The sequence below is a fragment of the Thalassolituus sp. LLYu03 genome (genome assembly GCF_050507655.1).
GTDB lineage: Bacteria > Pseudomonadota > Gammaproteobacteria > Pseudomonadales > Oceanobacteraceae > Venatoribacter.
On the sequence record NZ_CP191496.1, the window covers coordinates 724,725 to 739,558 of the forward strand.

At 55.0% G+C, this 14,834-nt stretch carries 18 protein-coding genes and 1 riboswitch; of the genes, 8 read left to right on the top strand and 10 right to left on the bottom strand.

Translation table 11 applies throughout. The features are described from left to right. Positions 1 to 132 precede the first annotated feature (132 nt). From ACQUQU_RS03435 to ACQUQU_RS03445, 3 genes are read right to left on the bottom strand one after another with little or no spacing between them, the layout of a single operon-like run. Positions 133 to 612, bottom strand: coding sequence for a GNAT family N-acetyltransferase (locus ACQUQU_RS03435; protein ID WP_430461854.1), 480 nt, complete (start codon positions 610 to 612; stop codon positions 133 to 135). 10 nt (positions 613 to 622) lie between these two features. Continuing rightward, positions 623 to 958: a hypothetical protein gene (locus tag ACQUQU_RS03440; protein WP_430461855.1), complete on the bottom strand. Its 336-nt coding sequence runs from the start codon at positions 956 to 958 to the stop codon at positions 623 to 625. A 13-nt stretch (positions 959 to 971) separates the two neighbouring features. Further along, the gene (locus tag ACQUQU_RS03445) at positions 972 to 1,787 is read right to left on the bottom strand and encodes a TatD family hydrolase (protein WP_430461856.1); all 816 of its coding nucleotides are present in this window, start codon (positions 1,785 to 1,787) and stop codon (positions 972 to 974) included. A gap of 546 nt (positions 1,788 to 2,333) precedes the next feature. Here ACQUQU_RS03445 and ACQUQU_RS03450 point away from each other — a divergent pair. Both ACQUQU_RS03450 and ACQUQU_RS03455 read left to right on the top strand, forming a co-directional pair. Further along, positions 2,334 to 3,467, top strand: a complete 1,134-nt coding sequence (locus tag ACQUQU_RS03450) for a hypothetical protein (RefSeq protein WP_430461857.1) — start codon at positions 2,334 to 2,336, stop codon at positions 3,465 to 3,467. A 186-nt stretch (positions 3,468 to 3,653) separates the two neighbouring features. Beyond that, on the top strand, positions 3,654 to 4,595 hold the full coding sequence (locus ACQUQU_RS03455; RefSeq protein ID WP_430461858.1) for a DUF4435 domain-containing protein: 942 nt from the start codon (positions 3,654 to 3,656) through the stop codon (positions 4,593 to 4,595). 172 nt (positions 4,596 to 4,767) lie between these two features. On the opposite strand, the gene ACQUQU_RS03460 is transcribed toward ACQUQU_RS03455, so the two are convergent. The 5 genes from ACQUQU_RS03460 to ACQUQU_RS03480 all read right to left on the bottom strand — a co-directional run bounded on the left by ACQUQU_RS03460 (position 4,768) and on the right by ACQUQU_RS03480 (position 8,087). Then, on the bottom strand, positions 4,768 to 5,235 hold the full coding sequence (locus ACQUQU_RS03460) for a 6,7-dimethyl-8-ribityllumazine synthase (protein ID WP_430461859.1): 468 nt from the start codon (positions 5,233 to 5,235) through the stop codon (positions 4,768 to 4,770). Between the two features lie 87 nt (positions 5,236 to 5,322). Then, a riboswitch (FMN riboswitch) is annotated at positions 5,323 to 5,470 on the bottom strand. A gap of 95 nt (positions 5,471 to 5,565) precedes the next feature. Continuing rightward, positions 5,566 to 6,135 carry a nucleoside 2-deoxyribosyltransferase gene (locus tag ACQUQU_RS03465; RefSeq protein WP_430461860.1) on the bottom strand — a complete coding sequence of 190 codons (570 nt, stop codon included), beginning with the start codon at positions 6,133 to 6,135 and terminating at the stop codon, positions 5,566 to 5,568. A 29-nt stretch (positions 6,136 to 6,164) separates the two neighbouring features. Next, positions 6,165 to 6,371, bottom strand: coding sequence for a DUF2798 domain-containing protein (locus ACQUQU_RS03470; protein WP_430461861.1), 207 nt, complete (start codon positions 6,369 to 6,371; stop codon positions 6,165 to 6,167). A 218-nt stretch (positions 6,372 to 6,589) separates the two neighbouring features. Next, positions 6,590 to 7,156 carry a hypothetical protein gene (locus ACQUQU_RS03475; protein ID WP_430461862.1) on the bottom strand — a complete coding sequence of 189 codons (567 nt, stop codon included), beginning with the start codon at positions 7,154 to 7,156 and terminating at the stop codon, positions 6,590 to 6,592. 109 nt (positions 7,157 to 7,265) lie between these two features. After that, a complete protein-coding gene (locus ACQUQU_RS03480) occupies positions 7,266 to 8,087 on the bottom strand; it encodes a hypothetical protein (protein ID WP_430461863.1) in 822 nt (273 codons plus the stop codon). Positions 8,088 to 8,207: 120 nt separating this feature from the next. Here ACQUQU_RS03480 and ACQUQU_RS03485 point away from each other — a divergent pair, with 120 nt between their 5' ends. Together ACQUQU_RS03485 and ACQUQU_RS03490 are read left to right on the top strand one after the other, a co-directional pair. Continuing rightward, the gene (locus tag ACQUQU_RS03485; RefSeq protein WP_430461864.1) at positions 8,208 to 8,687 is read left to right on the top strand and encodes a hypothetical protein; all 480 of its coding nucleotides are present in this window, start codon (positions 8,208 to 8,210) and stop codon (positions 8,685 to 8,687) included. After that, positions 8,684 to 9,229, top strand: coding sequence for a hypothetical protein (locus ACQUQU_RS03490; protein WP_430461865.1), 546 nt, complete (start codon positions 8,684 to 8,686; stop codon positions 9,227 to 9,229). Before ACQUQU_RS03485 ends, ACQUQU_RS03490 begins: the two co-directional genes overlap by 4 nt. Positions 9,230 to 9,269: 40 nt before the next feature. On the opposite strand, the gene ACQUQU_RS03495 is transcribed toward ACQUQU_RS03490, so the two are convergent. After that, positions 9,270 to 9,857, bottom strand: a complete 588-nt coding sequence (locus ACQUQU_RS03495) for a TetR/AcrR family transcriptional regulator (protein ID WP_430461866.1) — start codon at positions 9,855 to 9,857, stop codon at positions 9,270 to 9,272. Between the two features lie 132 nt (positions 9,858 to 9,989). Here ACQUQU_RS03495 and ACQUQU_RS03500 point away from each other — a divergent pair, with 132 nt between their 5' ends. The 4 genes from ACQUQU_RS03500 to ACQUQU_RS03515 all read left to right on the top strand — a co-directional run bounded on the left by ACQUQU_RS03500 (position 9,990) and on the right by ACQUQU_RS03515 (position 13,639). Next, positions 9,990 to 10,496, top strand: coding sequence for an HPP family protein (locus ACQUQU_RS03500; protein ID WP_430461867.1), 507 nt, complete (start codon positions 9,990 to 9,992; stop codon positions 10,494 to 10,496). A gap of 86 nt (positions 10,497 to 10,582) precedes the next feature. After that, positions 10,583 to 11,836, top strand: a complete 1,254-nt coding sequence (locus tag ACQUQU_RS03505) for a glycosyltransferase (RefSeq protein WP_430461868.1) — start codon at positions 10,583 to 10,585, stop codon at positions 11,834 to 11,836. 149 nt (positions 11,837 to 11,985) lie between these two features. Continuing rightward, positions 11,986 to 13,143: a putative solute-binding protein gene (locus ACQUQU_RS03510; protein ID WP_430461869.1), complete on the top strand. Its 1,158-nt coding sequence runs from the start codon at positions 11,986 to 11,988 to the stop codon at positions 13,141 to 13,143. A gap of 76 nt (positions 13,144 to 13,219) precedes the next feature. Next, positions 13,220 to 13,639 (top strand): VF530 family DNA-binding protein, encoded by a 420-nt coding sequence (locus ACQUQU_RS03515; protein WP_430461870.1) that lies wholly within the window; start codon positions 13,220 to 13,222, stop codon positions 13,637 to 13,639. Between the two features lie 101 nt (positions 13,640 to 13,740). Here the strand turns inward: ACQUQU_RS03515 and ACQUQU_RS03520 are convergent, their stop codons facing one another. After that, positions 13,741 to 14,787 carry a hypothetical protein gene (locus ACQUQU_RS03520; RefSeq protein WP_430461871.1) on the bottom strand — a complete coding sequence of 349 codons (1,047 nt, stop codon included), beginning with the start codon at positions 14,785 to 14,787 and terminating at the stop codon, positions 13,741 to 13,743. Between the last annotated feature and the right edge of the window lie 47 nt (positions 14,788 to 14,834).

Below are 14,834 nucleotides of genomic sequence, written 5' to 3' on the forward strand. Positions count from 1 at the left end.
AGCCGGGCAGCGGCGCCGGAATGCCTCGTACAGGAACCAGCGAAAGCCGGTATTAAACAGAAAACGCGCGGTTCTAAACGCCGGACACAAAAAAGGCCCCGCACGCGGAGCCTTTTTACGGGCGCTGAGGCGTCAGAGCTTCTTCTGCCAGAACATGGCTTTGCCCATGGCCGGGTCCAGCTCGTAGCCGTCGTAACCCAGCGCACGGTAAGCGCGCTTGGCCGGTTCGTTGCCTTCCAGCACTTCCAGCGTCAGCTTACAGCAGCCTTTGCTGCGGGCGATGTCTTCGGCAACCGTCATCATACGGCCGGCCAGACCTTTACCACGGAACTGGGCGCGTACGCTGACGTCGTGAATGTTCAGAATCGGTTTGCAGCTGAAGGTCGAGAAGCTGTCGATGGCAATCACCACGCCGGCCGGTACGTCGTTTATGTAGGCCAGAATCACGTGCATGTTCGGCCGCGCCTTAATGGCTGCTACCAGATGCTCTTGGGTGTAAGCCGGCAGACCTTCGCCGCCGCCGGTGTCGCTGCGGGCGTAATCGTCGAGCAGTTCAATCAGGTGTTCCGCTTCAGCCGCCGAGGACAGGTCGGAAATAATAATGCGTTCCACAAAAACTCCGTTATTTCTTACGAGGGTCGGAGGCGTCGACCAGCAACCAGGCCACGTAGGCAATGGCGATGGTGGGCCACAGCAAGGTGCGTGAATACCAGTAGCCGGTGTCGGCTCCGAGAAAGGTATAAGCCGGTACCGATGTCAGCATGATGGTGACAAAGGCGATGTATATAAAACGCGGCAGATGCCAGCGCAGATCATTCGGCGCGTGGTGATGGCGTGAAAACGCCCAGCGCTGCCACTGGCGTGAGGCCACGTACACGCACACGCCAAACGCAGCCAGCCATAAGCCGTCGGTCAGGGTTAACTGGGAAAGCTCACAGCGCGGCAGGCACTCGAACACAACAATCCGCCCGTTATGAATTCGAGGCCTGGAAAAATTCGCGCAGCGAATTCTGATACGTGGCTTTAATCACGTCGGCAATCGGCAGGTTTTTAACCTCGGCGATTTTCTCGGCCACAAACGGCAGGTATTTCGGCGCGTTTTCCGCCCCGCGGAACGGAATCGGCGTTAAATACGGCGCGTCGGTTTCCAGCAGCAGGTTGGCCAGCGGCGTGGCGGCGACTACTTCGCGCACGTTGTCGGCCTTGTTAAAGGTCACAATGCCGTTAATGCCCAGACAGAACCCCAGCTCCACCGCCAGCTGCGCCAGCTCCATACCCGAGGTAAAGCTGTGCACCACGCCTTTGCGTTTCATCTGTGGCGCGTACTCGCGCAGCATCGCCATGGTGTCTTCGTCGGCTTCGCGGGTGTGAATCACCACCGGCAGCTCACTTTCTACCGCCAGCTGCAGCTGACGGGCAAACACCTTGCGCTGCACCTCGCGGTCGCAGTGGTCGTAATAGTAATCCAGACCAATCTCGCCCACGGCCACCACCTTGTTGTGAATGGCATGGGTGCGGATATACGCCTCAGCGTCGTCGGTAAACAGCGCCGCATCGTGCGGGTGAACCCCTAGCGTGCAGAACAAGTCGTCATGCTGCTCGGCCAGACTCAGCGCCACCGGCATATTGTCCGGCGTTACGCTGATGGTCATAAACTTCTCTACGCCCACCGCCCGGGCGGCGGCCAGAATCTCGTCGGCGCTGCCTTCTTTCAGGTAGTCGAGGTGAAAGTGGGTCTCAATGATCGGCAGACCGTAGACCGTGATATCGCGCTTCTTCTTACTCATGGGGAAATCAGTGCTGAACGGAAAAGGCGATTATAGCGGCTGCGGGAGGGGACATACACCAAGCAAAACCAATACTTCTTACCTAGTCAGTCAGATTGAGTTTTCTGTTATTAATGACCGCCGTTGACCGGCGAATGGGCTCAGAACGGCTGGTAGCAGGTGGTTGGTATCCGGTAGCTGTTTGCGGCTGCTGCTGTACCGGCGAGCGAATGTAAAGACGTACTGTCAATCCAAACAGTCTGTTTCCGGTCTCTGGCGAGTCGGGTGCGTTTTGCATTCGTGTGTGCGCGTTTTGTCAGGTTAGTGGATGAAAAAACCGTTAAGTATCAGTGGGTTGAGAATCCGGTTTACAAGTTTACAGGCGCAGAAAAATTGAATTAACCGGCGTGCGCGTTTTTCTGGAGGGGGTTTTGTGGCTTTGGAATATTTATCAGGCTGGTCAGGAAGTTACGCGGGTTTTCTCGATCGAGTCTCCCGGAATTAATGCGCACGCGTACTAATAAAATGTTAGCATTTCGTTAGAATTTTTTAATATAGGAAAAAGCAATGATAAAGGAATTTTTCATAACAAAGTTGTTTGATGAAAGGGATGTTCGAATACCTTTCGAATCAAATCTAAAAATAATCGTAGCTGAAAATGGCTATGGAAAAACGACAATACTTAATTCGTTTTATGCTTTGGTTTCCGGAGATGTTTCAAAATTAAGAAAGGTTGTTTTTGAAACTATAGGGTTGCTATTTGTTGATGGCACAAAAGTAACTTTTAAAAAATCAGATTTTGATGCGGACCTAAAGCACATAAAAGGACATGGCTTTTTCGAGCACCTTGAATCCCGTCTGGGTGAAGATTTCATTCTGCAGTTAATAGATGAGACTCGAAATTTCCCGGTGCACCAAATTGAACGTTCCCCTTTGTTTCGTCATGCATTACGAGAGCTTGATATTCCACCATCTATGCTGCGGGATTATCTTAGAGAAGTAATGAGGGACTCTCCAAATAGAAGAGTTAACACAATAACGCAGGAAAAGCTCGATAGAATCAAGACAAAGTTCCCGTTAAAAACGCTGTACTTGCCAACATACCGAAGGGTAGAGGAGGATATTCGAGCTTTTGGTAGTGTGAAAGATGGTTCTCGATTCAGCCATACATCTATAAATTTTGGTATGAGCGATGTGAGGAAAAGCATAGAACACATTACTTCCGAAATTTTAAGCTCATCAGTTGAGTGGTTTTCAAAAATCAATGGACAAATGTTGTCTCAACTTGTTAATGGATTTTCTGTCACCTCAGAAATGAAACAATCTATTTCAAGTCCTAGGGCGGTGGAAATTGTATTAGAAAGGATTGGAAAAAACATATCGCCGAGTCACAAAGAGCAAATACTTGAGTTGGTGAGAAGTGGTGAAATCCAAAGTGGTCACGACCCACTTATATACTTTGTCAGTAACTTGCTAAAAGTATATGAACAGCAACAGGACAATGATGAATCTATTCAGCAGTTTACAAAAGTTAGCAATAGATACTTAAACGACAAAGAGGTTGTTTATGATGAGAGTAATGTCACCATCAAAATTATTAGGAAGAAGAATGGTCATGAAGTAGACATCGAAAGTCTTTCATCAGGTGAAAAGCAGATAATCTCCCTGTTTGCGTTGCTCTATTTACAGAAAAAAAAATGACTTGGCAATATTTTTTGATGAGCCGGAACTTTCTTTATCTATTGAATGGCAAAAGACATTGCTACCAGACATCGTATCTTCAGGAAAATGTAAATTCCTATTTTCTACTACACACTCCCCTTTTATCTTTGAGAATGAGTTAGAGGGAAATACCGTCGATCTTGGCACCTATATTGAGGAGCTATGATGACGAGAGTAGAAAAGCTTAAAGAATCAAGAGATTCACTTTCCGTAAAGTTCTTGGAGTTCACTAGAGTTACTTCAAAAGGAAAGACGCCTGCTTTCTTTGAAGGGGAGGATGAAAAATATTATTCAATCCGAATTGATAATATTCGACCGGACATAGTTTGGACCGGAATTAATTGTGGTGGCAAGGAAAATGTACTAAGCATGAGATCGAAAATAAGACAGCACGAAACCTATAAAAGCCGGTCGTGTCTGTTTTTCATTGATTCCGATTTCGATGAAAACAAAGAGTTGTCTGGACTTTATGATCTATACATAACCCCTTGTTACTCAATAGAAAATCTATATTTCACAGAGAGTGCGTTTGCACGTCTGCTTTCTGCTGAATTCGGAATAAACGATGCGTGTAATGAGGATAGTTGCTTTTATGCGTGCATGGAAAAGTACCGAGACTTAAAATGTCAGTATTTAGATGCGATAAAAGGATTTAATTATTTAGTTAAAGAAATAAGATCTATTGAGCGATCAGGATCGCCAACAGGAAGGCTAAACATAAATAATGTTAGTATTGATGATTTGGTTGGTGTTGAATTGTCTGGTGTGTTAAAAAAGTATAATGAAAATTCTCCTAGATCAATTTTTCCTGAATTGCCGGAAGACCTACAAGTTAGCTTGAATGATTCAAAGGAATATTTTGGAGGGCGGTGTGGGGAAATGTGGTTTAGAGGTAAACAAAATTTAGAGTTTTATAGAATATTTTTAGGAAGGCTTAAGCAAGATAGGTGCAATAAGAATGGCAGGGAGATATTTAAGAATAAAGGCAATGTGAAGCTTCAACTCACGAAGGCGAATGCCATTTCTGAATTGAGTCAATATGCTGAAACCCCTCAGTGTTTAAGGGACTTTTTGCTAAGTTTTCAAGCTAATTCGCTAGCTGCGTAGTTTAGAATGTTAACAAAGAGCTGCTGACGGACAAATTTTCCGCTGCGCTCCAGATTTGCCGCAGAGCGCTGCGTTACCCCTACCAAAACCCCAATACATCGCCCTCCAAAAAGCAAAAAAGCCTGACCTCAAAAGAGCTCAGGCTTTTTTATTCCGCAGAAAAACGCTTTGCTTACAGCGCTTTTGCCGCCGCGGTTACGCGCATGGCGTTATCGGCGGCGTTGGCCAGTTCCTGACCTTTGGTTACGAAGTGACGGGCAAAGTAATTTTTGTGCTCGTCGTGTTCGTGGAAGTTGTGCGGGGTCAGCACGGCGGTGAGTACCGGTACTTCGGTTTCCAGCTGCACCTGCATCAGGCCGGAACAAACGGCCTGGGCGACGAAGTCGTGACGGTAGATACCGCCGTCGACCACTAAGCCGCTCGCGGCAACAGCAGCGTAACGGCCGCTTTTGGCCAGCAGTTTGGCTTGCAGGGGAATTTCGTAGGCGCCGGCCACGGGAATAACGTCGATGTTGTTCAGGTCGTAGCCGCGTGATGCCAGTTCGGCTTTAAAGCCTTCAAGACAGTTGAGCACGATGTCGGTGTGCCAGCTGGCGTGAATAAAGGCGATGCGTTGGGTTTTTGCGTCAAACGTGTTCATGGCTCTGATTCAGTTCCTTAAATAAGTTGAATCAGGGCGAACGGACAGGCACCGGCGGTGGCAAATGTGAGGTCTGCCCCGGTTCTGACACGCTCTCTTTCATCCGGACTATACCGTCGGCTCCGGATTCTCACCGGATCTGCTGGACCCTGAGGCAGAAAGCCACAGGCGCTCGCGGGCTTCAGACTGTGCTGTTACCGCCGGTGGGGAATTTCACCCCGCCCCGAGAACGATGCATTTTGAAAATGCCGGCGCAATATAGGCAGTTTGTCTGAGTTAGTCAAAGTCCGTACCGGAACAGATTGTTGCCGTCGGGCAGAACAAAACGGCTCAGAACGACCGTGCTTTCAACTGCGCCAGCAGCCGCTCGAAGGCGGTGAGGTCGGTAAAACGCTGGCTGTCAGTGGCGTCGTGCAGCAGAAATTCGCCACTGGCGGCGTGAATGCCACCATCAATCATCAGGTTATCGTTCAGGCCGAATTCTTCGATTTTAAGCCCGTTGCGGTCGTGCAATTCGCCGGGGTTATGCAGGTGCAGCGGCCCGTCGCCAAACAGGGCGAAGGTGCGCTGGGTAAAGGGCGTTGGGTCGTTGCTGTAGCCCAGCAGGATTTTACCCAGCCCGCGCGCCAGACCGAGTTCGTACACTGTGCCGACATCGGCACTGGCGCCACGGAAGGGCGTGAGGTTGGCAATAATAATGTCGGCGTCGTGAATCAGGCCTTCGTTAGCGCGGCTGATTACAAAGCCCAGGTTTTCGTTATCGTCGCCCATGCGGATTTCGGTATCGAGGGGAAACAGGCCTTCAAAACCATAATCGCGGCACAGCTGCTTTTTGCGCAGGCCAAGTTCGTTGGCGTTGGGCAGAAATACTTCCGGGCCGGCCAGATAAATCCGTTTCATGGGCGTCTCACATCAGGTCAAATGTCGGGTTATTTAAACCGCATTGACCACTGATGAATACGGGGGCCGAATAAAAAGGCGATGACAAACGCCGCTGGCCACGCCAGCACGAAGGCCTTGCCCCAGCGCATAAAGAATTCGTCGGTAAAGCCGAGGTTAATAAAGGTAACCCAGCAGGTCATCAGCACCGACAGCACGAACGACATCATCAGGGTAAAAGCCAGGCGTTGTTTCATAACAGGTCCACAAAGTTGGAGAGCGTTTGGCGGGCCGCACAGGCTACGCCGGAACGGGCACCAGAAAAATCCGTTGGCCGGGATGCACTGTTCCACCCAATGCAAACAGCGCTCTCTGAACTGGGGTTCCGGCAACCGCGGCAAGTCCGGTAGAGAGACCGGCCGAACGCCGGAAATAAAAAAGCCCCGCACAGCGGGGCTTTTTTATGGCGCTGCACTCAGTTCGGTTGCAGCAGCATCAGATACTGAGCCGGAATATCGGCGGCGCTGTAGGCCAGACCGAGACGGTTCAGGTATTCCATGCGGTCCATTTTATAGCTCAGTTCCGGCAGTTCCTGACCGTTGGCCTGATACAGTTCACGCAGCCACAGCAGGTAAATATTGCCCGGTTCCAGCACCAGTGCCGCGCCGCCGGCGTCGGTAATTACTTGCTTGTTCAGTTCTTCCGGCAGGGTGATTTCAAACACCACCGGGGTTTCTTCTTTGCCCATGTAAATGGTGCGGGTGTGGGCTTTGGAGTTGGCCCAGAAGTTGGCCAGTTCTTTACTTTGGGTCAGGAAAACCGGGTCTTTGGTGTCCATGGCTTCGTGGCCGATGGTGCCCAGGGTTTTCAGCTGACGCTGGTGCAGTTCGCTGTCGCCGGAGCCGATCAGGCCGTGGGCCTGAATACTGGCCACCAGACCAGAGGCGGTGCCGTGATACCAGACGTTGGCGGTTTTCAGGCCATCGGCAGACGCTAAGTCGGCAAAATCTTTGAGGAAATCCGGAGTGGTAAATTCTTTCATCGTCAGGTTCCGCAGTGAATCTGTGGGGCTGCAACCGGTTCGCCCGGCCAGCAAAGGGCGGCATTGTACCAGCTGCCGCCATTTTTTCAGCCCTTACGCCGGTACGCGCTCAGGAACTCTTTGGTGCAAAGCGTGCGCGCAGCTGGCTGTAGACCAGCAGATAGGCCACCGAGCAGAGCAGCGCCGCGGCAGTGCCCCAGTGCAGGCCGAGCAGCGGGTACAGGAAAGTCACGGCCAGCGCGTACACCGCCAGTGCGCCGATGCCGTCCGGGTAGTGCTTGATGGTGGTGCTGAGTACAGCGCCGCCGTAGCTGATGTGCAGAATCAGCATCAGCGGGAAAAAGCTCACCGGAAACGCCGCCAGCAGACCGGCACGGGTCGGGCCGAGTAATTCCGCTAATCCGGTAATCAGCAGAATCGAGGCGGTGGCGATGCTGGCGCGGAACAGCAGGGTGGCGGTTTTACCGGCCAGCAGCCGCGCAAGCGCATTGGCGGGTGGCAGGCTGCGGTCGATCTGCACTTCGGCGATGCCTTTCAGCAGGGTGCGGAATATCAGGATGGCCGCGATGATCACCAGCAGGCTCAGCCAGCGGTTGGCGGGCAGAAACTGCAGCAGGCTGGCGGCCAGAAAAAAGCAGGCAAACCCCGACGCTACCGCCACCGGCAGCCAGTGAACAGCTGGGCGCACCCGGATCACCAGCCAATAGCCAAAGGCCAGTGCCACCGCCGAGGTCAGGCCCGACAGGGTGTACACGGCGCTGTGGGCGGCAAAGTCGGCGCCTTGCTGCCAGCCAAAAAAGTACAGGGCAATGGCGGTACCCAGCGGGAAACCGGCCAGCAGACCGGCATGGCGGGGGCTCATTTTCTCGGCCACTTTGGCCAGCAGGATTACGGTCAGAAAGGTGACCAGAATTTTGGCAGCAATCAGCACAGGGTTTGTCCGCGCGGTAAAAGGGCGAGTTTAGCAAATGGCAGACGCCCACCGAATGCGTAGTTTTACCCGGCCAGTGGCTGTGGCAAAGTGGGCTGTCTTATCGTGGAAGGGATGTCAATGAAAGATTATCTGTTTATTTTTCTGATCGCCGTGCTCGGCGGTGCGCTGGCATGGCAGGTGTTTTTTCCGCCGCAATCGGCCGACGATGATGCCGTGGCCGCCGCCCGCGAGGCCGAGCGTGTGTGCCTGGCGGAAAAATCGCAGCTTGCTGGCCAGATCATGGAACTGAACGCCCGCCTCAGTCAGCTGGTTGCCGCGCGCGACGCCGCCGATCTTCGCGCTGCTCAGGCCGAAGGCAAAGTATCCGGCCTGAGTGCCACCATCGAACAACGCAACCGTGAACTGACCGAACACCAGCAGGCCTTTGCGCGCCTGAAAACCAGCCGCGATGAGCTTATGGCTGTGAATCAGGACATCACCCGGCGGCTGTCGTTATTGCAGCGTCTGAGTGAAGAAGGCAGCGCCCGCAGCGCGGACGATCTGGCCCGGCTGCGGGAACAGGGCAGCGGTTTACTGGTATTGGAGGGCACGCTATGAAATTCATTACCCCACTGCTGGCCATTATCACCTTAAGCGGCTGCATGACGGTGCGTGAACATGAGCATCTGATGGCGGCGCAGGCGTTGCGTTATACCGATCTGCAGAGCGAACTGACGCAACTGAAACAACAGCATCAGCAACAGAATCTCGATTATCAGCGCGATGCGGCGCTGCTCGGCAGCTGCCGTAGCGATCAGTCGCGCTGCGCAACCGAGCGGTCTGCGTTTGAACAGCAACTGACGGTGTGCAACCGCATGAGCGTGAAAGCGCCTGCCATGAGCGCCTGCAAAGTGAGCGATATTCATCTGAACGCGCCGCTCAGCAGTCAGCCGTCGCCCTGGCTGCTGAGCTTTCAGTTGCCGGCGCAGAAAGTGTTGCCGCAGAAGGTGAGCACAGAGCAGGGTGTGGTGTATCAGCTGAGCGAAGAGCAGGCGGATAACCTGAACAAAACCACCGCCGATTTGCTGTTGAATGTGCAGGGCTGGCAGATGTGGTACCGCGACGCCGTGCAGCGCCCGGCGGAAGTGGCTGGTAACTAAACGCCGGTAACTACAGGCCGGTCATTAGCGTCAGCCGGCCTTAACGATTCAGCAGCGGATGCCGCAGCGCCAGAGTCAGCGCGTCGTTCGCTGCCGCCAGATTTCCGCCCACGGCGGCACTGGCGATGGCCCCTTCTTTCAGCAGACACCATTCGTGCGCCAGTTGCTGCGCGTCGGTTTTTCCTTCTTGTGAAATCTTTTCCAACCGCATGGCAATGCGTTCCGCCAGCGCCATTTCCAGCCCTTGTTTGTGGGCCCGGCAGGCCTGCTGCACCGGGTGCTGCGGGTCGCTGTATTCGGCACTGGTATTCACAAAAAAGCAGCCGCGAAACGCCAGCAGGTCGTCGGCACGGCCGTTAAACCAGTCGTCCAGTGCACCAAACCAGGCGCGGCACAATTCAGTCAGAGATGCCGCATCGTCCAGCCGCCCCAGCAGCCAGCCGGAAAACACCTCATCGCGGTAAGCCAGCACCGCCAGCAGCAAATCGTCTTTGCCGGGAAAGTGGTGGTACAGGGTTTTTTTGGCCACGCCGGCCTGCTCCAGAATCTGGTTGATGCCGGTGGCGTGAATCCCTTGCTGGTAAAACAGCGCAAAGGCGGTGCTGATCAGTTGCTGCGGTTTGCTCATCGCGGATTCCGGACGGGTTTCAGGGCATGTTGACAGAGGTAGACAGACTTGTCTATTTTAACAAGTAGACAGATCGGTCTACCTTTGTCGTGGTCCGTTCTTCCTTTACTGAACCCTGTGGAGAGACTTTTGATGAATATCGTTTCCGGGCCGTTCACGGCCAGTGTAAGACGGGTGCTCGCGCATCCGGGGCATCAGGCGTGGTTGGCCGGTGTCGGCGGCAGCCTGTGCATTTTGCTGCTCACGCTACTCGGCAACTGGCAGCAGCACGCGCTGCTGATGGCGCCGTTCGGTGCCACCATGGTGATTCTGTTTGTGCTGCCGGACAGCCCGCTGGCGCAGCCGCGCAATATCATTGGCGGCCATCTGCTGACCACGGCGGTGGGCTTTGCTGTTCTGCAGCTGGTGGGTGTCGGCCCGCTCAGCCTGAGTGCGGCGGTGGGGCTGGGCATTCTGCTGATGCAGCTGACGAAAACCACGCATCCGCCGGCCGGGGCGAATCCGCTGCTGGTGATGATGAGCCGCCCGGAACTGAGCTTCCTGCTGACGCCGGTACTGGCCGGCACCCTGGTGATTGTGCTGTTCGGCGTGCTCTACCACCGCAGTCTGGGCCGTTCGTACCCGGCGCGCTGGTGGTGATTCTGCTGCCGGCATTCCGTCAACCGGCTGAACAGCGAAGGGCATCCGCAGGTATACTGCGCGCTGTTTTCGCGCGGGTCTGAATCATGTCTGAAAATCCGGTATTGCTTGTTATTGGTTACGTCTGGCCCGAGCCGGATTCGTCGGCGGCGGGCAGCCGTATGCTGCAGCTGATCCGGGCCTTTCAGCAGGACGGTTACGACGTGGTGTACGGCTCGCCGGCCGAGGCCAGTGAGCACGCGCCCGATCTGGCGGCGCTGGGTATTCGAGCGGTGCCGCTGGCGCTGAATTGCTCGTCGTTCGATGACTTTATTATTGGCCTTAAACCGGCGCTGGTGATGTTCGACCGCTTTATGATGGAAGAGCAATTCGGCTGGCGGGTCGAAAAAGCCTGCCCGCAGGCCGTGCGCATTCTGGATACCGAAGACCTGCACTCGCTGCGCCACGCCCGTGCCGCACAACTGAAAGTGCAGCCGCAGCCATTACCGGTTATTCCTGAGCTGGCCTTCCGCCACAGTGAACTGGCGGTGCGCGAAATTGCCGCGATTTTACGCTGCGATGTGTCGCTGATGATTTCAGAATTCGAAATGCGCTATTTAACGGACTATTTTTCGGTGCCACAAACACAGCTTTTATACGTGCCGTTTATGGAACAGGCACCAGAGCCCGGCAGCAGTCCGGCGTTTGAAGAGCGCGCACATTTTGTGTCGATCGGTAATTTCCGCCACGAACCCAACTGGGATGCCGTGCGTTATTTAAAAGAAACCCTGTGGCCGTTAATCCGCAAACAATTACCGAAAGCCGAGCTGCATATTTACGGCGCGTATCCGCCGAAAAAAGCGACCCAGCTGCAAAACGCCCAGCAGGGTTTTCTGGTGAAGGGCTGGGCCGGGGATGCGCAGGCGGTGGTGCGCAGTGCGCGGGTGATGCTGGCGCCGTTGCGTTTTGGCGCCGGGCTTAAAGGCAAATTAATCGACGCTGCGCGCAACGGCACGCCGGCCGTGACGACCAGCATCGGCGCCGAAGGCATGTACGGTGAGCGTGTCTGTGCGCACATCGCCGACGACGCGCAGGCGTTCGCCGATGCGGCCGTGGCTTTGTATCAGAACGCGGACACCTGGCAGGCATTGCACGAAGCGGGTTTGGGCCTGCTCAGCGAGCGGTTTTTATTCTCTGATCATGCCCCGCGTTTGCTGCAGGCCGTGCAGCGCATCGTGGCCGACCCGGACGCGCATCGCGCGCCGCTGTTTTACAGCCGCATGTTGCGCCATCACAGCCTGAAAAGTACCCAGTACATGGCGCAGTGGATCGAAGCCAAAAACCGCCTGCCGCCGTCGTAACAGAAAGGGACTTTCTTTTCTGGCGGGTCCGGTTCGGTCAGTGGCGGGCTGTGCGCTGCCGGAAATCACCTGCCAGTGCATTCTGTACGGGCGTACACTGGCGCGCACAATAACAATAACCACACACGTGCCCGTGTCCGGAAGCGCTTATGATTTCTCTCAGCTCATTTCGTCACCCATTGACCCGCCCCTTGTTACGCCCGCTGCTCGCGCTGTTCGTTTTAACTTCGTCATTGCCCTCCGCTGCGGCGACCACAGCGCAGGCTTTGCCGGAGGTTCTGCATCAGCAGGCCATGGATTCCAGCCTGACTCAGGAACAGCGCATTAACGCGATTAAATCCCTGTACAGCAGCATGCTGGTGGATGGCGAAATTCCGCCGCGCAAAATCTGTGTGTGGGATGTGCTGGGGCGTTCAGGTCCGATTTACGCCACCGCGCTGGATCAGCAGGCCCGGTTGATGGATCTGGGCGTGCGCGTGGAAATTGACGCCTACACCAACGAAGGCGTGCTGGCCGACGATCTGAAAGCCGGGCAGTGTGATGCGGCTTTGTTTACCGGCATCCGCGCCCGTCTGTTTAACCGTTTTACCGGCACCATTGATGCCATCGGCGCGATTCCGTCGAGCGAACATATGAAGCTGCTGATGCAGGTGCTGGTGAACCCGAAAAATGCCGACAAAATGGAAGAAGGCCCGTACGTGGTGATGGGTTTTGCGTCGATGGGCGCGGCTTATATTTTTGTGAATGACCGGCAAATCAGCAGCCTGACCAAAGCCGCCGGCAAACGCGTAGCGGTGATGGATTACGACCCGATTCAGGCGGAAATGATTCTGCAGATTGGTGCCAACCCGGTGCCGACCAGCGTGGTCAGCGCCGGCAGTAAATTCAATAACCACGCCGTGGATGTGTTGCCGGCGCCACTGGTGGCCTACAACATGATGGAACTGTACCGCGGCATGGGCAAAGACGGCGGTATTGTCGATTACCCCTTCTCGCAGCTGACGCTGCAACTGGTGGGTCGGCGCGATAAATTCCCGACCGAAATTGCGCAGCTGGTGCGCGAGGATTTTTACCGCCGTTTTGCCGACATTGAAAAACTGGTGGATCAGCAGACCGGCTCGATTCCGGGCGATGTCTGGATCGGCATCAGCGACGAAGAAAAAGCCAGCTATCAGCAAATGATGCAGGAAGCGCGTATCACCCTGCGCGACCGTGGCTATTACGACAGCGGCATGCTGACCCTGCAGCGCAAAGTGCGTTGCCGTTTTAATCCGGCCAATTCCGAATGCGCCCAGCCGGTGGAATAACCCGGCTCTGGTTTAATCACGGGCAGCCCGGCGCATAAAAGGCTAGAATAGCCGTCTTACTCAAGACGGCTTTTTTATGACCGAAAACAGCAGAAAAACCGATCATCTGCAGGGTGTCACCCTCGAAAATCTGCTCAATCAGCTGGTGGATGAATTCGGCTGGGAAGGGCTGGCCGGGTTTATCCGCATCAACTGTTTCCGCTCGAACCCCAGCATTAAATCCAGCCTGACTTTTCTGCGTCGTACCCCGTGGGCACGGGCGCAGGTCGAAGTTGTGTTTATCGGCTTCAAAGAAGGCGAGGGCAAAAGCCAGATTACCCAGCGCCTGAAAGCGCTGGACGGTGCTCCGGCGGCGAAAAATACAGCGGCAAAAGACAATCGCCCGGCGTCTGGCCGTGCTGATGCTGGTCGTTCTGCCCCGCGCGCACCGCGTCAGCAGCAGAGCAAGCCGGCGCCAGACCCCTGGGGCAAGGCGCGGGCCAAAGACCAGCAGTAATCTCAGCCGCAACCTCCAGACAGCAAGCGTGCGTATCGGTTGCGTGCATAAAAAAACGAGCCCTGAGGCTCGTTTTTTTATGGTGTTGTCAGAGGCCATCGTCAGTAAGCGGCGTTGTCATCCGTGCAGCTGACACCGTGGGCGACGACGTAAATATCCCCGGACAACCCGCTGACAACGTAGGTGTCAGAGGTGACACCACCCAGGTCGCCGTGGATGGTCGGGTATTGCCCCGGTGCCACTGTATAGAGGCCGTTCACATTGCGCGGCAGTATCTCGTTACCCACGTACAGATGGGTTTCATCCAGCAGGTATGGACCGTACATCACGTAGTCGACGTAGGCGGTGAAACCGTCGTACACCACATTCAGCACGCCCACTAAAGTGCCTTTGCTGATATCACTCTGGCCGGCGCCGGCGTAGATATCCCAGCTGTAACTGCCACTGCCCACCGGCCCGTTCGTCCAGCCCCAGCGGTTAAAGTCGCCGTTGCCGTCTTCGTCCTCGTCAATGTCGAGGAAGCTGGTGGTGATGTCACCATCGGCCACATTGGTGCCGCCACTGTAGGCGAAGGCGGTTTCACAGCTGCCGAGTACCACAGGCGGGTTGTCGCCGCCGCAGTCGCAGGTCAGTACCAGCGTGAAATAGGTGCCCCACATACCTTTGTCGACGAAGCCTGTGCCGTCGGCCCAGCCGGTTTCTGTCTGCACGGTTTCGCCGTCAGCGCCGACGCGGCTGACCACCGCATGGGCGGCCACATAGTACTGGGTGTCGGCCTGCGGACAGCTGAAGCCGAGCACGCTCAGGGGAATGGTCTCTGTGTACTGGCTGACGCCGCTTAAGCTGCCGCTGTGGTAGGGGAAGTTACCAATTTTTGGTGTGCCTTTGCGGGTTTGTGGCATGTCGCTGAGCGAGGTGCCGACCCACAGATGGGTTTCATTCAGTGACCAGCCGTCCGTGGTGGAATAGGTGACAACCAGATCGTCGCCGATCACCTGCAGCGTTACGCTGCCTGCGTTCAGTGTCTGGCCGGCATACAGGGTTTGGGTCTGAACACCGCCTTCGGCGCTGACACAGGCGGCAGCGGCAAAGCTGCTGTAGCCGATGAGCGTCAGGGAGAGTGCAATCATCAGTAAACGTCTGAACATAGTACTTCCTCCATAATCCGTGTTGAGGAGAGTCGCTTGCGGGCTCT